General features: G+C 39.7%; 21 protein-coding genes, 1 tRNA gene and 1 pseudogene. 20 read left to right on the forward strand and 3 right to left on the reverse strand.

Annotated features, from left to right (window positions below; all coding sequences use genetic code 11):
• The 12 genes from BMW38_RS11515 (at position 1) to BMW38_RS11570 (ending at position 17430) form a co-directional block, all read left to right on the forward strand.
• Positions 1 to 2013 carry a hypothetical protein gene (locus BMW38_RS11515; protein ID WP_092708106.1) on the forward strand — a complete coding sequence of 671 codons (2013 nt, stop codon included), beginning with the start codon at positions 1 to 3 and terminating at the stop codon, positions 2011 to 2013.
• Positions 2010 to 2483, forward strand: a complete 474-nt coding sequence (locus BMW38_RS11520; protein WP_057073495.1) for a phage protein Gp13 family protein — start codon at positions 2010 to 2012, stop codon at positions 2481 to 2483. Before BMW38_RS11515 ends, BMW38_RS11520 begins: the two co-directional genes overlap by 4 nt.
• The gene (locus BMW38_RS11525) at positions 2480 to 3166 is read left to right on the forward strand and encodes a hypothetical protein (RefSeq protein ID WP_092708109.1); all 687 of its coding nucleotides are present in this window, start codon (positions 2480 to 2482) and stop codon (positions 3164 to 3166) included. The genes BMW38_RS11520 and BMW38_RS11525 overlap by 4 nt, the downstream gene beginning before the upstream one ends.
• Positions 3167 to 5419 (forward strand): lytic transglycosylase domain-containing protein, encoded by a 2253-nt coding sequence (locus BMW38_RS11530; protein WP_092708112.1) that lies wholly within the window; start codon positions 3167 to 3169, stop codon positions 5417 to 5419.
• Position 5420: 1 nt separating this feature from the next.
• Positions 5421 to 5825 (forward strand): hypothetical protein, encoded by a 405-nt coding sequence (locus tag BMW38_RS11535; RefSeq protein WP_092708115.1) that lies wholly within the window; start codon positions 5421 to 5423, stop codon positions 5823 to 5825.
• Positions 5822 to 6040, forward strand: a complete 219-nt coding sequence (locus BMW38_RS11540; protein ID WP_092708118.1) for a hypothetical protein — start codon at positions 5822 to 5824, stop codon at positions 6038 to 6040. The genes BMW38_RS11535 and BMW38_RS11540 overlap by 4 nt, the downstream gene beginning before the upstream one ends.
• Before the next feature lie 84 nt (positions 6041 to 6124).
• Positions 6125 to 12943, forward strand: coding sequence for a GNAT family N-acetyltransferase (locus BMW38_RS11545; protein WP_092708122.1), 6819 nt, complete (start codon positions 6125 to 6127; stop codon positions 12941 to 12943).
• Positions 12944 to 13055: 112 nt separating this feature from the next.
• Positions 13056 to 13295, forward strand: coding sequence for a hypothetical protein (locus BMW38_RS11550; protein ID WP_092708125.1), 240 nt, complete (start codon positions 13056 to 13058; stop codon positions 13293 to 13295).
• 100 nt (positions 13296 to 13395) lie between these two features.
• On the forward strand, positions 13396 to 15999 hold the full coding sequence (locus BMW38_RS11555) for a GDSL-type esterase/lipase family protein (RefSeq protein WP_092708128.1): 2604 nt from the start codon (positions 13396 to 13398) through the stop codon (positions 15997 to 15999).
• A gap of 99 nt (positions 16000 to 16098) precedes the next feature.
• The gene (locus BMW38_RS11560; RefSeq protein ID WP_092708131.1) at positions 16099 to 16470 is read left to right on the forward strand and encodes a hypothetical protein; all 372 of its coding nucleotides are present in this window, start codon (positions 16099 to 16101) and stop codon (positions 16468 to 16470) included.
• Positions 16471 to 16480: 10 nt separating this feature from the next.
• Positions 16481 to 17098, forward strand: a complete 618-nt coding sequence (locus BMW38_RS11565; RefSeq protein ID WP_092708134.1) for a lysozyme — start codon at positions 16481 to 16483, stop codon at positions 17096 to 17098.
• Positions 17099 to 17235: 137 nt separating this feature from the next.
• Complete coding sequence (locus BMW38_RS11570; RefSeq protein ID WP_057090795.1) at positions 17236 to 17430, forward strand: hypothetical protein; 195 nt, start codon at positions 17236 to 17238, stop codon at positions 17428 to 17430.
• 30 nt (positions 17431 to 17460) lie between these two features.
• Here the strand turns inward: BMW38_RS11570 and BMW38_RS11575 are convergent, their stop codons facing one another.
• The 3 genes from BMW38_RS11575 to cysS form a co-directional block, all read right to left on the reverse strand.
• The gene (locus BMW38_RS11575; RefSeq protein WP_092708137.1) at positions 17461 to 18474 is read right to left on the reverse strand and encodes a tyrosine-type recombinase/integrase; all 1014 of its coding nucleotides are present in this window, start codon (positions 18472 to 18474) and stop codon (positions 17461 to 17463) included.
• A gap of 214 nt (positions 18475 to 18688) precedes the next feature.
• Positions 18689 to 18764, reverse strand: a tRNA-Gly gene (locus tag BMW38_RS11580).
• 63 nt (positions 18765 to 18827) lie between these two features.
• Complete coding sequence (cysS, locus tag BMW38_RS11585) at positions 18828 to 20249, reverse strand: cysteine--tRNA ligase (protein WP_092708140.1); 1422 nt, start codon at positions 20247 to 20249, stop codon at positions 18828 to 18830.
• Between the two features lie 163 nt (positions 20250 to 20412).
• Between cysS and BMW38_RS11590 the strand changes: the two genes are divergently transcribed.
• From BMW38_RS11590 to BMW38_RS11625, 8 genes and pseudogenes are all read left to right on the forward strand, one after another.
• Positions 20413 to 21054 carry a hypothetical protein gene (locus BMW38_RS11590; protein ID WP_244524347.1) on the forward strand — a complete coding sequence of 214 codons (642 nt, stop codon included), beginning with the start codon at positions 20413 to 20415 and terminating at the stop codon, positions 21052 to 21054.
• 205 nt (positions 21055 to 21259) lie between these two features.
• Positions 21260 to 22237, forward strand: a complete 978-nt coding sequence (locus BMW38_RS11595) for a KpsF/GutQ family sugar-phosphate isomerase (RefSeq protein WP_092708146.1) — start codon at positions 21260 to 21262, stop codon at positions 22235 to 22237.
• A 3-nt stretch (positions 22238 to 22240) separates the two neighbouring features.
• A complete protein-coding gene (locus tag BMW38_RS11600) occupies positions 22241 to 22780 on the forward strand; it encodes a KdsC family phosphatase (protein WP_003650830.1) in 540 nt (179 codons plus the stop codon).
• A 37-nt stretch (positions 22781 to 22817) separates the two neighbouring features.
• Positions 22818 to 23366: an LPS export ABC transporter periplasmic protein LptC gene (gene lptC, locus BMW38_RS11605; protein ID WP_092708149.1), complete on the forward strand. Its 549-nt coding sequence runs from the start codon at positions 22818 to 22820 to the stop codon at positions 23364 to 23366.
• Positions 23350 to 23898: a lipopolysaccharide transport periplasmic protein LptA gene (lptA, locus tag BMW38_RS11610; protein ID WP_092708152.1), complete on the forward strand. Its 549-nt coding sequence runs from the start codon at positions 23350 to 23352 to the stop codon at positions 23896 to 23898. Before lptC ends, lptA begins: the two co-directional genes overlap by 17 nt.
• A complete protein-coding gene (gene lptB, locus BMW38_RS11615; RefSeq protein ID WP_003650837.1) occupies positions 23898 to 24644 on the forward strand; it encodes an LPS export ABC transporter ATP-binding protein in 747 nt (248 codons plus the stop codon). Before lptA ends, lptB begins: the two co-directional genes overlap by 1 nt.
• Before the next feature lie 207 nt (positions 24645 to 24851).
• Positions 24852 to 26384 carry a TolC family outer membrane protein gene (locus BMW38_RS11620; protein WP_348271189.1) on the forward strand — a complete coding sequence of 511 codons (1533 nt, stop codon included), beginning with the start codon at positions 24852 to 24854 and terminating at the stop codon, positions 26382 to 26384.
• Positions 26381 to 26784 (forward strand): annotated as a pseudogene (locus BMW38_RS11625) (type I secretion system permease/ATPase); the annotation flags it as partial. The gene BMW38_RS11620 and the pseudogene BMW38_RS11625, both read left to right, overlap by 4 nt.

Consider the following 26784-nt stretch of genomic DNA (forward strand, 5'->3'; position numbering starts at 1 on the left):
ATGCAATTTTCATTTAATGGTGGCTTGATATCCCCTGATATGTTTGGTCGTATTGATCAAGCGAAATATCAAACAGGTGTTGCTAAATGCAAAAACTTCTATGTCGAATTGTTTGGCGGCCTGACATATAGGGCAGGTTTTCGCTACGTCCACCATTATGAGAAATCATTAGGCAAGATGCGCCTTATTCCATTTGTATTTAGTGAAGAACAAACAGTTGTTCTGGCAATCCGTGCCGGTGCTGTTAATTTCTTTGCTGATGGTGGGATTTTACTTGATGATAATGATGCACCTTTAGAAATTGTTGTGCCTTATGCTGAACAGCACTTAATGCAACTCCGATATGCACAATCTGCTGACGTTATCACAATCACACACCCGGACTATCCACCACGTAAAATCATTCGTAAAGGTGCAACGGAATGGACAACTGAAGTTGTTACTGTTGGATATGGTTTAGATGCACCTCAAAATTTAAATGGTACCGTAAACAAACCAAATGACACGGGTTATATCGAACGTGATTATGTGTATCAAGTTACAGCTGTAAATGATGAAAATGAATCACAAGCATCGGCTAAATCACCAGTACTAAAAAATGATTTAACTTTATCAGGCAACTCAAATGTTTTGACATGGGAAGCAGTAGAAGGCGCAACACGCTATAACGTCTTTAAACTTCGCTCTGGCCTTGCGAGTTTCATTGGTGAAACAACTGAATTAAGTTTTACCGATGACTATATCGAAACCAATGGAGCAATCACACCGCCTTTAATTCGTAATCCTTTCGAGTTCTATCCGACAGCCGTTGGATATTTTGGACAACGCAAAGTTTACGGCGGTGGCTATAAATCTCCTCAATGGTTGCGGATGTCACGTACAGCAACTGATGATAATTTTGGTTATCACATTCCGCTTCAAGATACTGACTCAATTCAAATACGTTTTGCGGCTCGCGATGGTAACGGTGTAAAACATCTCGTTCCAATGAGCGATTTAATGATTCTTACAAGCAGTGCGGTTTGGCGGCTTTCTTCAGATGGGGCAGTTACTGCTGCAAGTGTAAGCGTAAATAAACAGTCTTCCGAAGGTGCAAATGATGTAACACCTGTTGAAGTTGGAGGTGCTGCGGTATTTGCTTCAGATCAAACAGGTCATGTTCATGAAATTTCACTTGCTAGATCGTACACCGTTTCTTATCAGACTTTAGATTTATCTATTATGTGCCCTCAATTATTTGATGAACATAAAATAATAGATTGTGCTTTGTTGCGTAAGCCTATGAGTATTATATATTTTGTTCGTGATGATGGAGTTTTATTGTCTCTTACATACGAACCGCAACAACAAGTATGGGCTTGGGCAGAACATGAAACAGAGGGCAAGTTTCTATCTGTTGCGGCAATTCCTGAAGAAAATCAAACAGTTCTATATGCATTAATTGAGCGTAACGGTTTTTATACCATTGAACGAATGCTTACTAGACAACCATTAGATATGCAGGATAAATGTCATTTAGATGGAAGTTTTCATTATAAAGGGGCGGCAGTAACGTCATTGTCTGGTTTAGATTGGCTTGAAGGTCAGACAGTATCTGTTTTCGCTGACGGTGGTGTGAAACCACCTGTTAAAGTTGTGAACGGAATAATCCAATTATCCCGTGAATTATCTAACGTTTGGATTGGTTTACCCTATGAAGCTGAAATGCAGACATTACCTGTACTTAATCAGCAAACCAATCCAATTAAACCGAAGGTTGTAAATAATGCGTTTTTACGTGTGCTTGGCACCCAAAATATTTTAGTAGGTTTTAATCAAGATAGTTTACAGCCTACAGCAATAACTGAATATAAACCGCGCAGCCGTGAACCTTACGGCAGACCATTAGATTTAATTGACGGTATTGTTGAAGTTCCTGTTGCCAGTACATTCGAGCGAGACGTTCAAATTACGGTAAAACATGATAAACCTTTACCTATGAAATTATTGGCCTTAGAGGTTGAGATTAAATGAGACGAAATAATATTGAGATTCGCAAACCGACTGAACGCGACATTCGTATTCTCGTTGAAAATTTACGCCCTGCGGATCAAGAAGAGTTAAAAGCATATTTCAGTGATAACTACGATTGGATCGTTAAAACGTGCGTGAAAGGTTCACGTGATGCATGGTCCGTTGTAGTAAATGGCAAGTTGCTTTTTATTTGTGGTGTTGGGCTTACAAGCTTAATTGGTAATGTTGGTTGCCCTTGGTTACTTGGTACCACGCACATTAAGAAATACCCAATTGAGTTTGTGAAACAAAGCCGCAGTATTTTACGAGAGATGCTTGCAAATTATGACGCTCTTAAAAATCATGTTTACATCAAAAATGATGCAGCAATACGATTTTTAAAACACCTAGGTTTTTCTATTAAAGAACCTGTAGTTCATGGGGCTAACGGTGAATTATTTCATCCGTTTAGTATTACGGTGATGTCATGATGGGTGGTATGGGCGGTGGCGGTGGAGGTGGCGGCGGTCAAATGGGTGGGGGTAATCTCTATCAAGCCATTGCAACTGCTGCGGTTAAAGGTGGAACAACCTATTTAAAATTAAAGGCGCTTAAACAGTCTTTAGAACAACAAGCTGAATTGGCAGGGGCTAACGCTACACTTGCCGATATTCAAGCGCGTGATGCAATTGATGACGGTCGCAACACAGTTACTGATTTTCAGCGTAACCTTTCAGGCTTTAAGTCGAGCCAAATTAATGCACTTGCTGATAATGGCATTGATGTTACGCAAGGCTCTGCGATTGACTTATTAGCAAGTACAGAAATGCTTGCTCAAGGTGATATCGACACTATCAAATACAATGCTGCCATGAAGTCATGGGGGCATCGTGTGCAAGAGACGAATTATATTAATCAGAAAAATTCTCTTGAAGCTCAAGCCAAATCAGTACGTCCGCGCTTAAATGCTGAACTTGCAGCGATGGACCAATTCGCGTCTTCATTAATGGGTGGTGGTGGAGGCAGTCCAATGCAGGGCGGAGATTCTCTTACTATGTCGCAGCCTACAACTGGCTCGTATAACAGCAATAGTAATTTCTCAATGTCGCTTTATGGCAACGAGCAAGGCGCATCGTGGCAGAACTACAATTGGAATTGGATGGGAGCATCTTAAATGCGTATACCTCAGTTTACTTCACAAGTCGCTGAAGGCGATATGCCAAATGTTCAACTCAGCGGTGGTGTTACACCTGGTCAAGCCGTCGATATGGTTAGCAGTCAAGTCGATGGTTTTGCTAATCTTGCAAACACGGCTGCCAATAAATATAAAGAATACCAAGATGAAAACGACCGTGTACGTGTAATCGATGCACAAAACAAACTTTCTGAATTGCGCTTGCATTTGGAAAATAACGACACTGACGGCTACATTAAGAAAAAAGGCGGTGAAGTTGTTAGCTTTGATGATGGTGAAGGTGGAAGCTTTGTTGATTATTACTCACGGGCTTATCAAGATGGTGCAGGGGAAATCGGAAGTAAATTGAGCAATGGCCGTCAACGCGCTATGTTTCAGCAAATTGCCGCACGTGATTCACTTCAATTTAAAGGCACTTTGCAAAATTACTTTGTACGTGAAAACGATGTTTACCAACAAAGTGTTTATTCATCTTCTGCCGAACGTTTTATTCGTGAGATAAATGAAAACCCTGCTGACTTCGCCAAGATTGATGAAAGCCGTGAAAATTTAAAAGCTTCAATTGGTAAACTGATTGCACTTAATGGTAAGTCTGGTACAGAAGCGGAAAACATGTATCTGAAATCAATTTCAGGTGCGCACCTAAACAACATCAATGCTTTTATTGAAAATGATGATTTGAAATCAGCTGTAACTTATAAAAATAAATATGGTACCGAGATTTCACCTGCCGATGATTATGCACTTAACAAGCGTATTCATCAGAAGCTAGAAGAACAGCAAGTTGAAATGTTAGTGAACAATGTCACAACCGGAACGCAAGAATATAGTAACCCTGCTTTAAATGCTCCTCCACAAGCATCGGCTACAATTGCCAAAGAACTGAAAGCACTATCACCTGATCAGATGAAAGGTATTAAATACAATGATCAGCGCTTGGATGTTTACACCGTGCATGCCGCTAAAGAAAAAGGTATGGATTGGGCCGCACCACTTTTACTTGCTATTCGTTTATCTGGTGAGAAATCAAATAACAATGCTGTATCCCCAAAGGGCGCGAAGTCAGTAATGCAATTCATGCCTGAAACATGGAAACAGTACAGCAATAATGGAAAAAGAGATATTAACAATCCTGCGGATACAATTGATGCCGCTTTAGATTTTATTTCTGATATCAGTAAAAAATATAAAACCAAAGACCCGATGGTTATTGCTGCATATTATAACGGCGGCGGCAATGCTGCTAAAGCTGTGTTGAATGGTCAACAACCGCCCGCATCTGAAACACGTAATTATATTCAGCGTGTGGATAAATGGCTTACAGATGATTTTGGGAACTATATAAAACAACCTGCAAAATCACGGGAACAAGCATATGACGAGATTTGGAAAAGCAATGCACCTCTTGAAGTAAAGCAAAAGGCATTGATTGCTACAGATCGTTATTATGGCGGGCAAGATAAAGCCAAAGAAGAACGTCAAAATAAGGAATACGACACCTTATACAAAGGTATCGTGTCAGGGAAATATACGTTTGAACAAATCCCTGCGGGAAGTATTACAGCTTTAGAACCAAGCCAAATTAATAGTTTAAAATCTGTAAGCAAAGCTACATACATAAAGGATGTTAAAACAGACCCTGTTGTATTAAGTATGATCATGCTTAATAAAGATGAACTCTTAAAAGGGAAACCACAATCTGTTTTACACCAGTATGCGGATAAATTATCACCAACCGATTATAAGGAAGTGACCAAGCTATATGCAGATGTAAACGGAGTAAAAACAACTAAGGCTAAAGATGAAAAAACTTTCTTAGTAAATGACTCTACAATTTCGAGTGCGTTAAAGCCATATTTAGGCATGATCGGTATTACGAGTACTACTGATAAAAAACAGTTAGAGCACTACAACGCTGTTAAAACCGATTTAATGCAAACATTGCGGGAAGCTGAAGCCAAAAACGGCGGTCATTTAAATTGGGACCAAGTGAACCGTGTAGTGCTTAAAAATATTAATAACCAAGTGCGTGTTACAACTACGCGGCCTTTCTTTGATGATAAGGTTGAATTGAATCGCGTATATGCTCAAGTGAAAAGCAAGAGTGATATAACTGACTCAATGAAAACAAAAATTGATAATATGCTTAAAAAGCAGGGTAGAAATCCAAATAACGTGACGGATTCAGAATACATCAATGCTTATTATTCAATGATGCGTAGAGGGTTTTAAAATGTTGAAAAATATAATTATATTTTCTTTTTTGATTATTGGATTTTCTGCAAATGCTGCTGTTAATGACGATGTTAAAGCATCAACTGCAATTGGTTTGAAGAAAATTGAAGCCGAAAAGAATGCATGTTTTAAGTCCGCAAAATTCAGTGGTGAATCTTCCGATTGCCTTGTAGATGCTATTAAGCGTAAACAAGTTCTACTTGATGCGCTAACTGATATTCGAGCTACACGTGCCAAAGGGGATACCGAGCAATTATTAAATATTTTTAATGATCAACGAACCTTTAATTTATTAAAGGATGATTGTAAGAAACTTTTAAAGGTATCAAATCCTAACAGCGGTTTTTATTATCAATACCAATGTGAACTAAATGTTCAAGATTTGTATTTTAAATACCTATGACAAATTTAAAAAACGAACTTGTAGAATCACAAGTTGAATCTGTTGAAGGCGAGTATTTAAATACCCGTGATTATGCATTCTTGCGTATGGAACAGATGCGCGAACAGGCTAATGATTTGCAGCAACAACATGAAGAACGAGTGAAAAGATATAAAGAAAGTGCGCGGCATACACAGGCAAGAGTATTAGCGTCTATTTTCACTAAAATGATATAAAGCCAAGCTGTCAACAGCAAACGGCAGTCTAATCAATAACAGCATTTAAGATTACAAATAACCGTAGTCTTAAGTGCTTTTATTATGTCTGATCAAAATACAAATCTGACAATTGGTCAATTATTCGAATTAAACCAAGGCAAGAACCCAACGCAAATTGCAGAGACAGAAGCCCATGCTCGTAAAGCTGCTAAGTCACTTGGTTTAGATTATGACAAGATGACAGAAACACCTGAGCAAGTTGTTTCTGTTGCGGACGAGATCAACACTCAGAAACGTGTGAATGACGTTGTCGCAAGCGATCCTGTACTTGGTAAATATGCACTTAATCCAAATCAAGCGGCGGTTTCTTTAGATGACTTTGAAAATTTAAAGGGTATTAGTGACAACGTCTCTTTGCTTGGCTCGAGTCTCACAAAGCCATATCAAAGTGTTTCATATCAAGACATTCAAAACGTTTTGACCAAAGGCACATCGCCACAGCAAAAACAAAAACTAAAAGAAATGGGTTTGTATGAAGACCCACAAAAGCAAATCAAGCCGAATGTTAATACCAATTTAATTGATTCGTTCAGTTCAACCTTAGTCCCCCAAACATCGGACCAAGTTTTCAAAGAACATTATGACCGCATTAAAAAATCTGCGGGTGTAATGAGTGCTGAACGATTCAAGAAATATTATGAGAATCAAGTTTATTGGATGGAGCATACGGCAAGTGCTGAGCCTGTAAGCCCTCAAGAGCAAGGCAATCGCTATGTTAATGCTGCATTCCGTGCGGTCGCTGCTATCGGTCAGACCGAGGGCGCAGTAATTAATGCAACCACTGGAAACGATAGCCTACTTAATTTAGCAACTCGCGTAAAAAATAGAGCTGCGCCATCACAAGAAATGTCACAAGCACTTTATCAAGCGCAACTTGCAGCACAAACAAATGATGCGGGCGTATTGGGTGCGGCCCAAGAATTGATAAGTAATGCTGATGCAGGCTTGGTAGGTGAATTTTTAATTGAACAAGCGCCACCTGCTTTAGCCGGGTATATAGCGGGTTCAGGGGTAGGGGGTGTTTTAACCAATTCACTTGTCCGCAATACTGCTCGATATGCACCTCTGGTCATGAACTTAGAAAAGACCGCAAGATTAGTTCGCGGTGTTACAGCCGCGGGAAATGCTGCACAAGGCGCATTAGGTGCCGGCACTGCCGATGCTCTTGTGTCCTATGGTCAAAACATGGCTGAAGCCCGCGAAAAGTTTTTAACACGAGAAGAGCAGATTGATTATGCATCTGCAAAAACTTGGGGTTCTGCAAAATATTCAGCCTTAGGCGGGGCATTAATGCCCGTAACTTTTGGCGGTCCTTTGCGTACCGTTGGCGGTCAAGCTGTCATTCAATCCGCTGCGGGCATGTATTCTGTGCAAGGTGCAGCCGATGCAGTTGGTGAAAAAGCAGACCCCGTTGAAATGGCATTAGAAGGTTTGTTAGAGGTTGCAACCGCTGCGCCTGAGGTTGCAATTACATCTGCGGCCAAAGTTAAAAACCAACGTACAGCACAATTTGCATTAGACCAGTTGCGCCAAGATCAGCAAGAGGATGCAGTGCGTTCAAGTACCTTTGCATCAGTATTAAATAATCTGATTGATCGTAACAAGGAAAGTAAAACAGCACAGCGTGATGATTCTGCAAGCCAAGCGTTTATTAAGCAGGCGGTTGAGGAGCACGGGGCAGTTGATGAGGTCTATATAGACGGTCAGACTTTCAACCAGTTATTACGCGACCGTAATATTGAGCCAACAGATTTATTTGAACGTGCACCAAGTTTACAGGACCAATTGGGCACAGCCGAAACTTTTAACGGCACTGTGCAAATACCAGTGAATGAGTTTGTATCTGCAATGTCTGTTGTTGAGCGTCCTTCAGATTTCGTTGAAAACGTACGTTCTGATCCGAACATGCCAACATACCGCGAAGCCCAAGAGAACCTTGCAAAAACGACAGAACAAATGCAGCAAGAAGCCGATGCATTTATGTCTGAGCAAGCGCGCTTTGAAAATTCCGAAGATGCTAAAGAATTAGTAGCTACAGAAGTGCAAAAGCAGTTGGCTAGCATTGGTACGTTTACCGCAAAATATAATCGTGCTGCGGGTGAATTAACTTCTGCGTTTTACTCTACCTTGGGCGATAAGCTCGGCATCAGTGCAAAAGATGCTTTTGACCGTTACCCAATCCGTATTGCGGATGAGCCGACTACAGATAAAGGCACGTCATTTAATCAAGTTGCTCAGCCTGAACAAACTATCTCAATAGATGACTTTGCTAAGGGCATTAAAAAACAATATGGAATTGAATTAGGTCTAAAAGGCAGTCCATCGAGCAACGTTCTTTCATTGCATAAAATCGTTGTACCTGAATCTGTGCGCAATCAAGGCACTGGTACTAAAGCAATGCAAGATATTCTTAATTATGCTGACTCCCAAAATAAGACAATTGCACTTACTCCAAGTTCTGACTTTGGGGGTAATAAAAATAGACTTACGAGCTTTTATAAAAAACTCGGTTTTGTGGAAAACAAGGGCCGTAATAAAGACTTTGAAATTTCTGAAAGTATGTATCGTTCACCAAACGGTCGTAAATATAATCAAGCAAACGGCGGTACACGCGGTTCAATTACGTTCAGCATTGGTCAAGATGGTTCAACAATCGTTCTAAGCAAGAATGCTGACTTTTCTACATTTGTGCATGAGCTTGGGCATCATTTTTTAGAAATGAATATGCAAATTGCTCTTAGCCCTGATGCGCCTGCGCAAGTCCGTGCTGATATGGAAACAGTGATGAAATGGGCATCACCAGACACAACAGACCTTGGTGAATGGGATTTTTTCACTGATGCAGAAAAAACCGAAGTTCATGAAAAATTTGCAGAAACGTTTGAACAGTATGTTTTTACAGGTAAAGCACCAAGCGCGGCATTAAAACAAGTTTTCAACCGTTTCAGACAATTTATGATTGCCGTGTACCGGAACGTAGAAAAGTTCATTGGTATCAATGACCGTGCAGAATTGAATGCGGATATCACAGGCGTAATGGACCGTATGCTTGCATCATCAAGCGCCATTGCTGAAGCTCAAGCCGCTTCAAATCTCGAAATGCTCATCCATCAAGATGACGCAATGCGTCTTGGTATTTCGCCAAAAGATTATGACGAAATGCGCCAAGATCATGAAATTGCTACAGAATTATCTATAAATACTTTAGAGCAAAAGTCTCTGCGCAATATGGTTTGGTACCAAAAGCAGAAATCTAAGTATATGAAAACATTACAAAAAGAAGCTGATAGAAAACGGGCCGCTGTTCGTGAAGACATGGCAAAGGAAATTGCGCAACAACCTGTTTATCAAGCTATGGCCTTTTTACGTCAACCGCTTGACCCAGTTGCTAAACGTGATTCAACCAAGGTTGAGCCAAGTCAAGATAATCTTTTTGAAGCCATTGCCAAGTTCGGCGGGCTTGATGCCAATGAAGTAGAAAGCACTTGGGGTATTGACGAAGCAGCCAAAACAAAATCAGGTGTGGGCAATAAACCTGTTGTTCGTTCTTCAAAGTCAAAAGTAAAAGGCCTGTCAATTGAATCGATGGCTGAGAAGCTTAGCGAAGAAGGGTATTTAACTTTAGATGAACACGGCAAATTTGATACACGCGAACTTGAAGATAAATTTGCAGACCAGTTGCGCGGCATTAATCAATACTCAAATCAAGTTGATCCTGAGCTTTTAGATTATTCGCAAGACATGGATTTACTGCAACGTTATGCAGAAGGGCGCACGACTAAAGGTAAGTTGTCTCTTGATTGGATTGAAGCCAAGTATGGTCGAGACAGCGATATTTACCAAAGCATTTCTAAAGGTGCTTATGGCTTTGCACAGCGCGGTGGTGAGAATCCCGATGTCGTTGCTGAGATGTTCGGTTATGAGAGCGGTGACGCTTTAATTCGTGACTTACTCAATTCACCGAGTCCTAAGCAAAAAATTGATGAGCTTACCGATGCACGCATGGCTGTGCAATATTCTGAATTCTTCGATCAGCAAAGCATTGTTGAAGCAGTAGAAGCAGCATTACACAATGATGTTCGCGCTCGTATGCTATCTGCTGAAATGGCAGCATTAAACGGCTTACTTGGCCGTAAGTCTGCTTTGAATGAAGCAGCAAAAACGGTTGCGCAAGACATTGTGCAACGCCAAAAAATTAAAGACATTCGACCACATGTACGTGCACAAGATGATGCTCGTTTAGGGCGTATGGCTAATGATGCTTTCCGTAGGGGTGAGACAGTCGAAGCGGCTCGCCACAAGCGTAATCAATTGGTACAGTTCTACGCGACCAAATATAGCTATGACGCTAAAGACCAGATTCAAAAACACTTAGACTTAGTGAAAAAGATTTTTGGCAATAACGAGAAATTATCTAAAAACCGTGATTTTGATTTTGTGACTGCTGCCCGCGGCATATTAGGTAAATACGACCTTGGCCGTGAATCTACAAACTACGAGCATCAATTAGAATTGATTCGTAAGTATGACCCGACCACGTATGCTGAAATCCAAAACATTGGCGCATTGCCTGAAAATCAAAGCTACCGTGAATTAACGCTTGAACAATTCAATGCGGTCATGGCTGCGGTCGAAACTCTGTGGCATCGATCTAAGGAAAACAAAATTTGGCATACAACCAATGAAGCCTTTGAACGTGAACAGGTCCGTGAAGAACTCATACAGCAATCGGGTGGTAAAAAAAGCATTGAGAAGATTCAGCAAAATTTATTGGGCAAAGATAAAACTGCTGAACTCAAAGCTAAATTCATGGAATTGGGCGCATCTGCAAAACGTGTTGACCAGGTGGTAACGTGGTTAGACGGCGGGCCAACGGGTAAATTTCGTGATTATTTAATTAATCCTATGCAAGATGCTTTGGCTAAGTATCGTATTGAAAAGGCCAAGATGCTTGAAGACGTTGTAAAAACGTTTGAAGGATTTGGCAAACTCGATAATTCAAAAATCGCTGCGCCTGAATTGAATAACTTTACCTTTGTTGGTAAACAATCGTTGCTACATGCGATTTTGCATACGGGCAATATGAGCAACAAAGAGCGCTTAGTTTTAGGCTATGGATGGGGCGAACGTTTAGAAGACGGCTCTGTTGATTTCAGCGCGTGGGATAAATTCTTTAATCGGATGATTACCGAAGGCGTGATTACCAAAAAAGATATGGATACTGTACAGAAGTTATGGAATCTATTTGACCGCTACAAAGAGCAAGCGCAAATCACACATAAGAAAATTAACGGTCGTTATTTTGACGAATTGCCACGTACACCAGTGAGCACACCATTCGGAGAATATGAAGGCGGCTATGTTCCTGCTGCTTATGATCGTATTCGCTCAAATGAACAAGACCGTATTCAAGATAAAAACTTAGCTGAAAACAATTTGCAGGCATTAGATATTGCAACGACTGGCGCGAACTTCACAAAGTCACGTGCAGATCGATACCACGATCAGCTTGAATTGGACATGTCGCGCTTGCCTAGCCATTTAGATAAAGAGCTGCGTTACATTCATCTTGAATTACAGATTCGCCAAATTGGGCGTTTAATGCTGAATAAGGATTTCAGAAATGAAATTGAGCGTGTATTGCCGTTCGGTGTGAAGCAAATTTTTAACCCTTGGCTTAAAGCTATTGCAAGTCAGCGTGTAGATGAAAGCTCAGGCGTTAGTTTACTAGATAATATTTTCCGTGTGTTGCGTCGAAATACAGGGATTGCAATTATGGCGGGTAACTTGAAAAACGCTATTGAACAGTTCACAGGCTTTACGCAAGTTGCTGTTGCGGTACCGCCTAAGCAGTTACTAAAAGCGCAGGCGCATTACTTTACTTCTGTGGCAACGCGTGAAGACATGGCAAATAACATCATGGAAATGTCAGACTTCATGAAAACCCGTTTTGACCGTGCAGCCGATGAATACCGATATGCCGTAGACGAAATTGTTTTTCAAAAAGGCACAATCCAAACAGTGAAAGATTTCACTATGAAACATGCCTATGTTTTACAAACAACGATTCAACGCCCAATGGAAATGATTTCTTGGCAAGCAGCCTTTAACCATTACACAGAGCAGGGCATGGGGCAATATGATGCTGTACACGCAGCCGATGCGGTAATTCGTCAATACATGACTGATATGTCACCAGAAGGCATATCTAATTTAGAACGCGGTACGCCTGCAAAACGAATGTTTTTAATGTTTTACAACTGGTTCAATATGATTTGGAATACGACAAGCTCTGAAGCTAAGTTAGCGCTTGAAGCAAGCAATGGTTCATGGGTTCAAGCTTCGCCACGTTTGGCTTATGTGGCCCTAATGATGATTTCTATTCCGTCAATTTTATCTGAATTGCTAAGCGTTATTTTTGCAGGCGGTCTACAAGATGACGATAAAGACGATAATAAATGGGATGACTTATCTGCAAAACTTGCGCTTTCACAGATTAAGATGCTTGCAGCTTTTGTACCGTATGCGGGTAACGTATTGAACGCTGCAATTAGTAATACTGACGATAATGTTATTAATGACCGATATACAGCTTCACCAGTGTTCAGCATGGGTGAAAGCGGACTTTCATTAATTCAGCATGCAAAACGTGCATTGAGTGAAGACAAGGAAGTAAACCAAGGCAAGGCGGCTAAGGACATGCTGAACACAGCTACGCTTGCAACAGGCATTCCATTTGCTGTTTTAGGTAAACCTTTTGGTTATTGGCTTGCAATTGCACAAGGCAAGAAAGAAGCACCAGAAAGCATTTACGATGCCACCCGTGGAACTATTACGGGGAAACATGCACCTGAAGAGTAGAAGAAAGTCAAATATCATTTTCCATTATAAAACAATTGCTTGATTTATTATTTAAATTTACTCTGTAATTTGAAAAGTTCAATATCTAATCAAATTACGGAGTTTTTTTTACATGAGTTATTTAGTCATTAAAGATTTGGGCCATAACTTTTATTTGGGTAAAAGAGGGCCGAGACAGGCGGGTAAAGAATTTCTAGTTTTCAAAAGTGAAAAGGAAATTCTAATTGGGGCTGAATCATACACCTATGACGAAGCGAGCAATACACTTCTTTGGGAAGGTATCGAAAATTTAGGGCAAGTTGTCGTAGGTTTTGCGGATACTGAAGAAGAAGCCGTAGATTTGGCCTTTTAAGTACCTGTTGACAGTACAAGATTAGCAATCAACTATTTATTTGTAAGCTTACCTAAAATTGGCTGTAGAGATTACAGCCTTTTTTATTGGTGGGCAGATTATGACAGTTCCAGTTTCTGACCGTTTAAGCCAACTTTACGTTGGGAATGGTTTAAATGTACGATTTGATTTTAACTTTCGAGTATATAGCCAAGAAGATGCTACAGGTATTGCCGTCCGCAAAAAAGGGATTAATGATTTTGAAACAGTAGACCCTGCACTGTATACAGTCACGATCAATGAAGATGGTATGGGTGGATATATCTTATTTACCTCACCTCCCAATACTTCTACCTTTTTTTATATTGCAGGTGCGACCCCTCTAGACCAACTTCTTGATATTACTAATTATGATAATTTTTATCCTGATGCTTTAGAAAAAGCTCTAGATAAATTAACAGCGATTCTACAAGAGAGAAGTACAGAAATATCGCAGGAAACACAAGCACGCATTCTTGCTGATATTTACTATGATGCCCTCGCACTAGGCAGAGAAGAAGACTTAGAAAGTCGATTAATTAGCTATATTAACGCGATGATTGGAATAACGAACCCTGGTATCTTTGACGGTATATCAGATCGTATGGTTATTCTTAAAGATGGACAAACTCAAAGAGAGTTTAATGAATCTATGCCATTTTGGACTAATGATTACGCTGCGTTTAAGCAAGAAACGTATATTCGTGAAGAGCAAATTATCGAACATGCAAATTCACAAATTGCTGAAGTAGATCAAAGTTTATCATTTGAAATTTCGTCCGAGTCAGCTAGGGCATTGGCTGCTGAAGCAGCAATTCAAGCACAACAGAATGCAAATGGTGTTGGAAATAGAGCATATAAAACTTATGCATTAATGGATGCTGACAAGGCCAATATCCCTAACAACTCTAAAGTCACAGTTACAAATGACGCCACATCTTCAAACAATGGTGATTGGCAATTTAGTACCGATGGTGGGGGAACATTTACAAAATCAATCTTTGACCCCCTTACACAATCAAAAAATTATGCGGATGGTCTAGTCCCTATTTCTTTAAAGGATAATTTATATACCGCGGTCAATGTAAATGACTTTAATGTCAATCCCGCAAGTGGGCAATTACGACAGCTAGTAGGTACTGGCGTAGCTTTAAGCGTTTTTCCTATCAAAGCGGGTTACACATACGCGGTAAAATGTTCTGATTGGCGTATGTCATATTTTGCCATAAGCACTAGTCAGACGAATACAACGGTAAACAACAAACTGCAAAATCTTGCAGTAATGGTAGATACCGCGGACCCAAACATTAAAACCTTTACAGTGCCTGCAAATAGTCTAGATAAGTATGCTTTTATAAATACTATATGGCCAAATTTTAGCTTTGATATTCGCGCTTCTTTAATTATCCAAAGAGGCACTACGATTGAAAATGTTGTAAAAACCATTCATGGGGTTAAAGCTCGTGACGTAGATGCCCACGCACGACTTGATGAAATTGAGAGCAAAGAACTTCTCTCAAAAGCTTCCCTAAATGAAAAGGTTATCAATCTTTATAGTTCATCAAGAAATACAAACAATTTATACCTGTATTCGACTAATGGTCAAATGACATCTTTGGATGGAACAGCAATTACATGCATACCCATAAAAGAAGGAAAAACCTATTCAATTAAATCTGATAAATTTTTAGCTTCTGCGTTTGTAGGTTTAAGTAGTAGCGACACCGCCACTCCTTTAAAAAACACATCTAAAGTTGATCTTGTTACAACTAGCGATTCTACTGTTCGAAAATTTACAGTTCCTGAAGGTGCGGGATACAACTTTGCCTTTTTTACAGTTTTATTGCCTAGTCAATCATATGATGTTCGTAGCAATCTTGTAGTAAATGAGGGCGTTTCTTCTGTTATTACTGGTGTAAACAATTCGCCTATTGAAGACACCGAAGCGCATAAGCGCATTGATGTTGTAGAAGGATTGCTTACAAACTTGCCTGTCTCACCTTTATATGGAAAAAATGTTCTTGTAATTGGGGATAGTATTACTGAACATAATTTCCGTGCAGAGAAGAACTACCATGACTGGATTAAAGAAGAGGTAGGCGATTTAACTATTCAAAATTACGGGATTAGTTCAACTGGTTGGGATGACCGTGCAGGAGTTGCTACAGACATATATGACGATATCATAGAGGGTACAGCACAAACACCCGATTTAATTTCGGTATTTCTTGGCACCAATAATTACAGCGGTGGAGGTCCTAGTAAAGCTCGGATGAAACCTTTAGGAGAATTTGGAGATACAAGTTTAACAACGCTATCAGGCAGTATTAATACTTTATTAAGCGGATTAGTTAATAAGTTTCCTCTCGTAAAAGTAGTAATTATTACACCTTTACCAAGGGGGAGTGGCAACGATTATCCAAGCTATGGAGAAAATGCGCCTGCAAACGATATCGGAGTTAAATTGCCACAAATTTGTGATTTGATAATTCGTTATGCTAAGCATTTTGGATTTCCATATATTGATCTTTATCGTGAAAGTAATTTTTCTGTATACAATTCAACAGTAAATAATACTTATTTTTGGGCACCCGGTCAGCCTGCTCCTGATGGAGTACACCCCAATGCTCAAGGTCAAAAGAGGATGGCTACTCCTATAAGGCATTTATGGGAAAGAGCATTGTAACATTAAGCCCTCTTTGGAGGGCTTTTTACTGTCAACAGATTTCGATACTAAAACAACACCAATCAATAAAATAATGAAAACATTAGCTTGGTGGCAAAAATGAACGACCCTTTAACTATTAAATCATTGCCTTGGGTAATTAAAATCTGGGCGGCAGTCATGGGCGGCATTTTTGCTCTCATGTTAAGCGGTGATATCGACATTGAAGGCAAGATAAAAATCAACCTTAGTGTCATTTTGAAATTATCAATCAGCATCACAATCAGCTTATACGGCGGTTCTGCTTTTATTGAATACCAAGATTTAGGCAACCTTCATCCTATGACCCATGGGTTTATCATGCTGATTTTTGCTGTGTTCGGCATGCTCTTAATTGGTATCTGGTACCAAGCGATTAGGTTGTGGAAAGGTAAAACCATGAGTGAACTAATCTTTGAGATAAAAGAAGCGTTCAAAGCTTTATTCAAATAGGGGATTGCACATGTCAGTAGATTATAAAGAGCAAGTGGCACAAGCTTATTCATGGTTACGCGCTATGTCGGGCGGCAAGCTTAAGAAAGATCAAATCACTGCAGGCGATTCCATCATTGCTATGAATGGTCTTGAAACGTTTGCTCAAGTCATTGGCTATAAACTTGATACGTCTGTTACAGGCTTTCGTGATATTTCTGAAAATGGATTCAAACTCATCAAATCCTTTGAAGGCTTTATGCCTAATGCCTATCAAGACACAGGGGGCGTTTGGACGATCGGATACGGAACAATTAAATATCCAAATGGTACACGTGTTAAGAAAGGGGATATGTGTACGATGGCTGAAGCTGAAGAGTGGTTGAAAAATGATTGTGGATGGGTAGATGCTTGTCTTGATCGTTATTTGAAATTCCAACCTACACAAAATCAATTCGATGCTTTAGCTTCTCTGGTCTATAACATTGGCGAAACGGCGTTTTCTAAAAGCACCTTATTAAAAAAATTAAATGAACAAGATTATGCGGGCGCGGCCAATCAATTTGATAAATGGGTCTATGACAACGGCAAAGTGATTAAAGGTTTAGTGAATCGTCGTGCAGCTGAAAAGAAGTTGTTTCTAACATGAAAGTTTTTCACTGCAAGCGGACCAAGTTTGCTCTTCTTTTAAGTGTGCTATGCATCTTATTCTCAGGATGCACAGCACATTCAATTAATAACAACATTCAAGTATCATTGTGCGTAAAAGCACTATGAGTTTAGAAGATGAAACAAGAGTTAATTAAGGTTCACGACTTAGCAAACTCTAAAATGGTTGATTTACTGGCAGAGTTTGACAAAAACGGTGAAGTTACAAAGATGTTTGATTACAACGGTAATGAATTAAAAGTTAACTTTCTGCGCGATGAAGTTTATTTTAAAAAGACATGGTGGCATTTTGATAAGAAGCGACATGTCTAAAAATAAAGCCCCAATTAAGGGGCTTTTTTGTTACGCAGCATTTAGCATTTTGGCAATTTCAGATGCGGTCGGGTTGTAATAAGTGTTCACCAATACACTAATCGTTTTGTGCCCTGTAATTTTTGCGAGAATTTCTACAGGCAAACGGTAGTCATGAACAAAACGTGTGATTGCTTCATGCCTTGAATCATGAAAGGTAATAACCCCATCTAAACCAACACGGCGTAAATTGCGCTGCCAAATTAGCCTAAAGGCATTCGATGTAAGCGGAACCATTCGATTATCGTTTGGGTCTTCTGGTAACCAAGAAAGCATTTCTTTTGCTTTGGCTGTTAGTGGCACATCGCGAGAAGAACCATTCTTGGTATCTAACAACCGGATGAAATCCGAAAAAATTAAGGATTTTTGTACACTAAGGATTTCACCTTTGCGCATCGCAGTTTCAAGGGCAAATAAAAACGACCATGCAACTCGATGTCTTGGCTGTGTCGGTGTTTTACCCCATTCGTAATCCAAACCTTTTATTACTGTATCAATATGGTCCTGATTAACACGTTGATGCCTTGGCGGTGGCGCTGAGGGTTTAGTAATTTCTTTGAAGGGATTTTCTTTAGTTAAAAATAGTTCTTTTCGTGCAAAGTCAAAAACTGAACTGTACATAGCCATTTCTCTGATGACCGTTGCACCTTTAACTTGCTTGAGGCGTTTATCACGCCATTGCTTGACTAAAGCGGGGGTTAGGTCGTGAATAGACTCATCAGCTAGTTGGCCCCAATTTTTCTTTAGGCACTTAAGCATTTGAACAATTAGGCGGGCACTTTTCATTTTGCGGCCTTCATCCTGATAGTACATATCAAAAAGGGCTTGAAAAGAGATATGGATTTTTTCAGGTTCTGAAACGGGTTGTTCAGATTGTAATTCTAATAGTTTAGTTGCGGCCCACTGTTCGCACTCACTCGCTGTATCACGAGTAGCTGCGTAACGTTTACCTTTAAAACGAACTTCAATACGCCAAGCGTTGCCGCGACGGGTCGGTTTCTGCATTTTTAACACTCCAAATTTCATGGTGGCGCACTGCCGACAAAAATTGAAGATGTACAAATGACACCCACTTTTCTGGCGGCGGCACGGAAATATAAAGCGTTTTTTAATGTGAAATATGGATATTTTGAATATCCATAGCTGACCTATCGACAATAAAAAACAAGCCAAAAGGTTACTAGAACCTTTCAGCTTATTGATTTTTAACAACAAATTTTGGAGCGGGAAACGAGACTCGAACTCGCGACCCCAACCTTGGCAAGGTTATGCTCTACCAACTGAGCTATTCCCGCAATGTGAGCACATTATAGAGTGTTTCACTAAAGTGTCAACACTCTTGTGATTTAATTGAACATTTAATCAGCACGACGCCAAACTGTACCTTGGCGCGTATCTTCTAATACAACACCTTGGTCGAGCAAAGACTGACGAATACCGTCTGCTTTCGCAAAATCTTTTGCTTTTTTCGCATCAACACGTTGTTGAATAAAATCTTCAATTTCAGCATCTGACAAAGTAAGAGCTTCTTGTCCAATATCTGACTTTAAGAAATCATCTACGTTGTGTTGTACCAAACCTAAAATATTGGTGAGGTGACGTAAAGTCGAATAAAGAATAGTAGCTTGTTCAGCTTGCTCTTCTTTTACAGCACGGTTCAATTCTTTATTAAGTTCAAACAATACAGCCATTGCTTCAGCAGTATTGAAGTCATCACACATTGCATTGTTAAAACGTTCAACAAAGCCTTGATCAAGCGCTTCAGTTGTCGTTTGACCATACACTTGTTGATAGGCTTTAAATGAATGATAGAAGCGAGTTAAAGAAGTTTTTGCTTCTTTGAGTGCCACATCAGAGAAGTTCACTGGACTGCGATAGTGTGAAGATACAATAAAGTAGCGAATCACTTCAGGGTGGAATTTCTCCATCACATCACGAATAGTAAAGAAGTTGCCTAAAGACTTAGACATTTTTTCACCATCAACGTTAATGAAGCCAACATGCATCCAGTAATTTACATATTGTTCGCCAGTTGATGCTTCACTTTGTGCAATTTCATTTTCATGATGTGGGAACATTAAATCTGAACCACCACCATGAATATCAAAGTGGTTGCCTAGGCAGCAAGTCGACATTGCAGAACATTCAATGTGCCAGCCCGGACGACCATTGCCCCAAGGTGACGCCCACGATGGTTCATTTTCTTTGGCATGTTTCCAAAGTACAAAGTCAAACGGATGTTTCTTTTCAACTTCTACGTCGACACGCTCACTTGCGCCTGCTTGCATATCATCAAGCTTGCGTCCAGAGAGGCGACCATATTTCTCGAATTTAGTGACTTCAAAATAAACATCGCCGTTTGAAGCAGGGTAAGCAGAGCCTTTATTGACCAGATTGCCAATCATATTTTGCATCTGATCAATATATTCAGTCGCTTTAGGTGCTTCATCAGGTGCAGCACAGCCTAAATTTGCTGCATCTTCGTTCATTGCATCAATGAAACGAGTGGTGAGCTGCTGAATGGTCTCACCATTTTCATTCGCACGTTTAATAATTTTGTCGTCAATGTCGGTAATGTTGCGAATATAGCGAACATTCCAGCCTTGACTACGCAAGAAACGTATAATGTAGTCAAATGCAACCATAACTCGAGCATGCCCGATATGACAGTAATCGTAAACGGTCATACCGCAGACGTACATATCGATGTGACCTTCTTTGCGAGGTACAAATTCAACTTTTTTTCGTTGCTCAGAGTTATATAAAACAAACGGTTGCATAAGGGTTTTCAAACACTCTAAAAAAATCGTTATCCATCATAACGTATACACCATATTTCATAAAGTTATCAGTAAAAAAGATGCTGAGATAAGTATCGTTATTTGAAAAATGATTCGTTATAGGTGAAGATGCTGAAAGTTTTTAATGAATAAGAAAATTTATATGAATCATGCAAGTAACCCTTTTAAAAAAGCGGGTATTGCGCTCCTTACAATAGGTGTTCTAGATATTATTTTAATGATCTACTCGATAATAAGTAAGATTAGTTACTCATCATCATTTAATATATTTGCTGTAATTGTGGGAGTTCTCCTTCTAAAAGGTAGTATAAAGACTGCACGATTAACAAGATGGTTCAGTTTATTCTTCTCTATTATATTGGTGGGAGGAGCTATTGGGATGATATTGATCATGCCTTTCGATTTATTAAAAATACAAATTAAACTCAATATATTATCTGCGCTAATTACATTTTTTATTGTAGTGATATTTTTCTCTTTACTTGTATGGATCTATCGTCAACTTTCGACTCCAGAAGTGCTGAAATTATTTACTGAAGCAGGGTATGCAACTACAAAGAGTTCAGCTTATTTCTTTGGTTCTGTTTTTTTGATATTTATGCTGGGAATGCTTACTATTGTAGGCAAAGAGTCAGAACAGAAGGCTAAAGAATTAGCTCGGCAACAACTTGGTTCCAATTTTCAATATTACGTTTCGAGCATGTCTTTGTCAGGGAAATCGGGTCAGGCAAATGTTATTGCGTATACAGATAAAGAAATTCGGCATATTCAGATAGATTGGTAATAAATATGGGGGAAAAAAGATTCTTTGGTAAGTGTTCTTTAAATAAGTTGAAATAAGAACCAGTTTTTTCTCCATGTTTAATTAAATCCTATACATTTAAAAACGTGTAGATGATTGAGTTATGTTAGAATGCCCCCCAAATCTTTTGATTAAAATCACCGATCTTAAATAAGAGATCAGATCAATTATTTTGAGTCAAACTCGTATGCCCAATCCTACAGATTTTCAAAGCAGCGCATTAGCAACATTGCGTATTGAACAGCAAGCCTTAGACGTGTTAGCAACACAAATTAATGACAGTTTTAGTCAGGCTTGTGAAATATTGTTACAGTGTAAAGGCCGTGTTGTGATTACTGGCATGGGGAAGTCAGGGCATATTGGTCGTAAAATGGCTGCGACTTTTGCTTCAACCGGTACACCATCTTTCTTTATGCATCCAGGCGAAGCTGGGCATGGTGATTTGGGTATGCTGGTTCGTGGTGATGTTTTAATTGCGATTTCCAACTCTGGAAAAAGTGATGAAATCATGATGTTGATGCCACTCATCAAACATCTTGGTGTACCTCTTATTACTATTAGCCGTACTGATAAAGGGCCAATGCCTCAAAATGCTGACATCGCTTTAACTTTAGGTGAGTCTGACGAAGCGTGCCCATTAGGGTTAGCTCCGACATCGAGCACCACAGCAACTTTAGTATTGGGTGATGCGCTGGCTGTTGCTTTACTTGAAGCGCGTGGTTTTACCGCAGATGATTTTGCTCGCTCGCATCCTGCAGGAGCTTTGGGTAAGCGCTTACTTTTACATGTAAAGCATCTGATGCATACTGGCGATGAATTGCCAAAAGTCTCACCAAATACACCAATGAATCAAGTGCTTTACGAAATTTCTAATAAGCGTTTAGGCTTGACCACGATTGTAGATGAACAAGAACATTTGCTTGGTATTTTCACCGACGGTGACTTACGTCGTTTAATTGATAAACAGCAAGGTTTCGATGTGAATTTACCTGTTTCTGAAGTAATGACAAAAAAACCGTCAACTATTTCTCAAGAAGCACGTGCGGTAGAAGCTCTACAACAGCTTAACCTGAAAAAAATTAGTCAATTTGTTGTGGTTGATGACCAAAATAAAGTGATTGGTGTAATTAGTATGCATGACCTTATTCAGGCAGGGGTAAATTAATCAATGGCATCTTATGCATTGTTAGAACAAGCACGTCATTTACAGGCATTGGTTCTGGATGTTGATGGTATTTTGAGTGATGGCTTTGTAACTTTAACGAATAGTGGCGATGAGATTAAATCATTCGATATTCGTGATGGTTTAGGTATGAAACTTGCGCAGCAAGCGGGCATGAAAATCATTATTATTACAGGCCGAAAAAGTAATATCGTTGAAAAACGTATGTCTGATTTAGGCGTGGATCTGGTTTTTCAAGGGCGTGAAGACAAAGGTTCTGCGCTACGCGAAGCTTGTGCACAGTTTAATATTCTGCCTTCTGATTGTTTGTATATGGGTGATGACTGGCCTGATTTATCTGCTTTTGCAATAGCAGGAATGAGCGTCACTGTGCCAAATGGGCATGAAGAAGTGCGTCGCCGTGCTCATTTGGTGACACAGTCGATGGGTGGACGTGGTGCTGTACGAGAAGTCTGTGATATGTTGCTGATCGCAAAAGGCATTTACCAAGAACTTCTTGAAAAATATCTTGCAGTACCGCATTAATAATAAGATTACTTAAAAAGGTAGGCTATTCCTGCTCATGGATACCAGAGTTTTATCTATTGTTGCTGTAGTGATTGCTGCTATAAGTGGTGGTTATTACTACTATAGTGGCAAAGCAAAAAAACTAGACATTGGTTCTGCGAAGAATATGACATATTCGGCGCAGGGCGTCCATTTGACTCAAACTGATGATCAAGGCAATTTGTATATTCGTGCTGAAGTTCGTCAGCTTGAACAGGATATGCAACAAAAAACATCAAAGTTGGATCAACTCAAAGCATCTATGTATAAAGATGGCAAAGTTGATGCGACATTCTTTGCGAAACAGGCAAATGGTTATGATGATAATAGTAAAGTTATATTATCAGGTGATGTGGTCGCAACTAAACTTGCTCCACAGGGGAAAATTGAATTCCAGACCGATGAGTTAACTGGATATCCAAAGACCAGAGAAATTGAAACGGATCATCAAGTGATTGTTCAGTCTCCACAGGCCAACTTTGTTAGCAAAGGATTAAAAGCAAATTTAAATAACGGTCAGTACGAATTTTTTAATGTTCGAGGAAAGTATGCACCAAAGTCTTAATTTAAAACGTTCTTCAGCTTTCCTAAAACAAGCTGCGCTCATTACATTCGTTGCTTTATCATCAGCTTCGACTTTTGCATTGCCGTCTGACCGTAATCAACAAATTTCATTAGTGGCAGACCGCGCAACTTATAACGAAAAAACTGGTTTGACGACCTATACTGGCAATGTTGTGATTGAGCAAGGCACGATGAAGCTTCAAGCAGATTCAATTGTTGCTACGCTAAACTCTAAACGTGAAATTCAAACGATTACTGCCAAGGGTAGACCGTCTAAATTTCAGCAACAAATAAGTGCTGATAAGGGCGTGGCACGTGGTGAAGGACAGACCATTGTTTATAATGCAGATACGGGCATTATTACATTGAATGGTGGTGCATATTTATATCAAGATGGTTCTAGTATTCGTGGTAACTCATTGAAATATAGTATGAACAAAGGTGATGTTGAAGCTCAAGGCTCATCGTCAAATCGTGTTCAAATTATTATTCCGCCATCAAGTTCAAAAAGCTTTCCAGGAGCGCGTGACTAATGCAACAAGCTCTTCAACAACCCCAAACTTTGTGTATTAAGCACTTAGGAAAAAACTATAGTAAGCGTTGGGTCGTCAAAGACGTATCTTTTAGTATGCAAAGTGGACAGATTGTTGGTTTGCTTGGCCCTAACGGTGCAGGAAAAACAACAAGCTTCTATATGGTTGTAGGGCTAGTACGTATGGATAAAGGTGAAATTCACCTTGATGATCTTGATATGTCCGATTTGGCAATGCATGAACGGGCACGTAAAGGAATCGGATATCTTCCGCAAGAAGCTTCTATTTTTAGAAAGCTGACCATTGCTGAAAATATTATGTCCATTTTAGAAACACGCAAAGACTTAAATAAGCAACAGCGCCAGCAACGTCTTACTGAATTATTAAATGACTTTAAAATCAGTCATATTAAAGATTCATTGGGAATGAGTGTGTCTGGTGGTGAACGCCGCCGTGCTGAAATTGCACGTGCATTGGCTGCTGATCCTAAATTTATGTTACTTGATGAGCCATTTGCCGGCGTTGACCCAATCTCGGTTGGAGATATTAAAGATATCATTCAGACTTTGAAAGATCGTGGTATCGGGGTACTCATTACTGACCATAACGTACGTGAAACTCTGGCAATTTGTGAACGTGCATATATTGTCAGTGAAGGAGCTGTCATTGCCGAAGGTACACCACAAGAAATTCTGGATAACGAACAAGTCCGTAAAGTCTACTTAGGTGACGATTTTACAGTTTAAATAAAATGGTTAATCTATTTGTCTAAAAAGAGGTCAATGCCTCTTTTTAGTTTTTTTGTATTTGTTTATTAAAAACAATAATTTAAAATAATCAGTTGATGAAAAAGTAATGTGTAAATTATTCAAGTAATTATGCTTCTTTATGCAAAAAACTATGTAGAATGTAAAAGCTTTTAAACGATAACAAACAAGATCAACAAGACAAGCATGATTGGATATAACCAAAGAAAAGTAGAAAGGACATGTAAAAAGCCGGCTTTCCTGAAAGGGTTGATGCTTTTAACTTCATTGCATGTACCTGTAGTGATATATGCTGCTAAACCTAGTGAGCAATATCACACCTTAAAAGACAACTTATCACAACTTTTTGCCCCTAAAAGTAGTGATGAATTTAAAGTTGCCAAGATGCAAGAGCTGAGTAATTTTAAGTTAGATCAATCTAGAGTTCAGGAGTTTCCGACTGTTCAACTCAATGATCGAGCAGCTTCATCTTATTCAAATTTGCCATCAAGGAAAATGACTCTGCAGGAAGCGGTGAAAGTCGCGATCCAGCGGAACCCAGATATTTCCCAAGCCATCTCCACTTTAGCTGGCCAAAATGCGGGTATTGATTATGCCAAGGCTGGTTATTATCCCCAGCTTTCAGGTGGTATTACCACAGGCGATTTGAGTAGTGGTGAGCGTGGTCGACAGTTATTGTCCCTAAATGCGACTCAAATGCTCTATGATTTTGGTAAAGTTAAATCAGGTGTAGATGTTGAGCAGGCCAAAGTACAAGTCGAGCAGGCCAATGTGCTGGTCAGCATTGATGATATAGCACTTGATGTTGCACAGTCGATTGTCAATATTCAGCGTTACCTTCAATTAAATAAGATTGCCGAGCAGCAAATTGCAGGCATCCAGCGTATTCAGGAAATTGCCAATTTACGTGCAAATGCCGGTATTAGTAGCCAAGCTGACCCGATTCAAGCTCAGTCTTATTTACAAGCTGCTCAGTCTGGTTTGATTGCACAGCAATCATTATTACGCCAGTACCAACAACATTTAAGAACATTACTGGGTGCAGATGTCTCGCGAACAGGTTGGATTATTTCAGATGATCTGGTGAAAGTGTCCGATTTATATGGCGAACCTGAATTCAATACCATTCCAAAAATGATTGCAGCGCAAGCGAGTGTTGAAGTTGCTAAAGCACAAAAAGAACAGACTCGTTTAACACGTTATCCAACCTTGTCCGTCAAAGGTTCCTTAAGTCAGGCCATTAACGGCAGAAATCCAAACAATGATAAAGATGACGGCTTATATAGCTCCGTCATGCTTGAAGCTAGCAGTCAGTTTTATCAAGGTGGGGCCGTTTCTTCTCAGGTCAAAATGGCCAGTTATGCAGAAGAAGCTGCCAAGTCAAAAGTCAATTCAGTTTATATGGATGTTCTTGACCAGATCAGAACCAGCCGTGAGCAAATTGAAAATAAACAACGTCAAATGCAGGTGCTGACCAATCGTCAGGCAACGACTGTTCGTACACGTGAACTTTATCAAGAGCAGTACAAACTTGGTACACGTTCATTGGTCGATTTATTAAATGCAGAACAGGCCATTCATAGTGCCAATTCAGAACTCGAAACTGCACGTTATGACATCTACAATAGTATTGTGCAATACATCTCGGCAACAGGACGTTCCCGCCAAGCTTATGATTTAAATAATATTTCAATTCAGGGGTTCGAAGTACAACCATGATGACAAAAATAAACTACCAGCCCTGGTTACAGGCGGTCTTAACGATTGCTAAACATTATCGAATTGAGCCTTCAGAAGAAAGAATCCGTTTACAACTTGACTGGAACCAGAATCAAAACCTTGATGATGTTTTACAGCTCATTACACGTCAGGTTGGACTAAATTTACGTAAAGTACCGTTTTCTTTAGAGCTGCTGAATCCGTGGCGGCTACCTGTTATGGTCGAATTTTATGACGGACAGGTCGGTATTATTGATAAAGCCGATACCCAAGGAAATGTCAGTATCCAGTTTAGTGGGGATCATGGCCTTTCTCAAAATTTAAGCCTAGATGTCTTAAAAAATACCATTAAGAATGTCTATATCCTGCGTCCTGAAAGCTCTATTCCCGACGCGCGTAT

Origin of the sequence: Acinetobacter sp. yr461 (assembly GCF_900110445.1) — a bacterium.
Classification (GTDB): Bacteria; Pseudomonadota; Gammaproteobacteria; order Pseudomonadales; family Moraxellaceae; genus Acinetobacter; species Acinetobacter calcoaceticus.

Coding starts and splice junctions, on each gene's coding strand:
- BMW38_RS11515 (WP_092708106.1), top strand. CDS start 1: ATGCAATTTTCATTTAATGGTGGCTTGATATCCCCTGATATGTTTGGT.
- BMW38_RS11520 (WP_057073495.1), top strand. CDS start 2,010: ATGAGACGAAATAATATTGAGATTCGCAAACCGACTGAACGCGACATT.
- BMW38_RS11525 (WP_092708109.1), top strand. CDS start 2,480: ATGATGGGTGGTATGGGCGGTGGCGGTGGAGGTGGCGGCGGTCAAATG.
- BMW38_RS11530 (WP_092708112.1), top strand. CDS start 3,167: ATGCGTATACCTCAGTTTACTTCACAAGTCGCTGAAGGCGATATGCCA.
- BMW38_RS11535 (WP_092708115.1), top strand. CDS start 5,421: ATGTTGAAAAATATAATTATATTTTCTTTTTTGATTATTGGATTTTCT.
- BMW38_RS11540 (WP_092708118.1), top strand. CDS start 5,822: ATGACAAATTTAAAAAACGAACTTGTAGAATCACAAGTTGAATCTGTT.
- BMW38_RS11545 (WP_092708122.1), top strand. CDS start 6,125: ATGTCTGATCAAAATACAAATCTGACAATTGGTCAATTATTCGAATTA.
- BMW38_RS11550 (WP_092708125.1), top strand. CDS start 13,056: ATGAGTTATTTAGTCATTAAAGATTTGGGCCATAACTTTTATTTGGGT.
- BMW38_RS11555 (WP_092708128.1), top strand. CDS start 13,396: ATGACAGTTCCAGTTTCTGACCGTTTAAGCCAACTTTACGTTGGGAAT.
- BMW38_RS11560 (WP_092708131.1), top strand. CDS start 16,099: ATGAACGACCCTTTAACTATTAAATCATTGCCTTGGGTAATTAAAATC.
- BMW38_RS11565 (WP_092708134.1), top strand. CDS start 16,481: ATGTCAGTAGATTATAAAGAGCAAGTGGCACAAGCTTATTCATGGTTA.
- BMW38_RS11570 (WP_057090795.1), top strand. CDS start 17,236: ATGAAACAAGAGTTAATTAAGGTTCACGACTTAGCAAACTCTAAAATG.
- BMW38_RS11575 (WP_092708137.1), bottom strand. CDS start 18,474: ATGCAGAAACCGACCCGTCGCGGCAACGCTTGGCGTATTGAAGTTCGT.
- cysS (WP_092708140.1), bottom strand. CDS start 20,249: ATGCAACCGTTTGTTTTATATAACTCTGAGCAACGAAAAAAAGTTGAA.
- BMW38_RS11590 (WP_244524347.1), top strand. CDS start 20,413: ATGAATCATGCAAGTAACCCTTTTAAAAAAGCGGGTATTGCGCTCCTT.
- BMW38_RS11595 (WP_092708146.1), top strand. CDS start 21,260: ATGCCCAATCCTACAGATTTTCAAAGCAGCGCATTAGCAACATTGCGT.
- BMW38_RS11600 (WP_003650830.1), top strand. CDS start 22,241: ATGGCATCTTATGCATTGTTAGAACAAGCACGTCATTTACAGGCATTG.
- lptC (WP_092708149.1), top strand. CDS start 22,818: ATGGATACCAGAGTTTTATCTATTGTTGCTGTAGTGATTGCTGCTATA.
- lptA (WP_092708152.1), top strand. CDS start 23,350: ATGCACCAAAGTCTTAATTTAAAACGTTCTTCAGCTTTCCTAAAACAA.
- lptB (WP_003650837.1), top strand. CDS start 23,898: ATGCAACAAGCTCTTCAACAACCCCAAACTTTGTGTATTAAGCACTTA.
- BMW38_RS11620 (WP_348271189.1), top strand. CDS start 24,852: ATGATTGGATATAACCAAAGAAAAGTAGAAAGGACATGTAAAAAGCCG.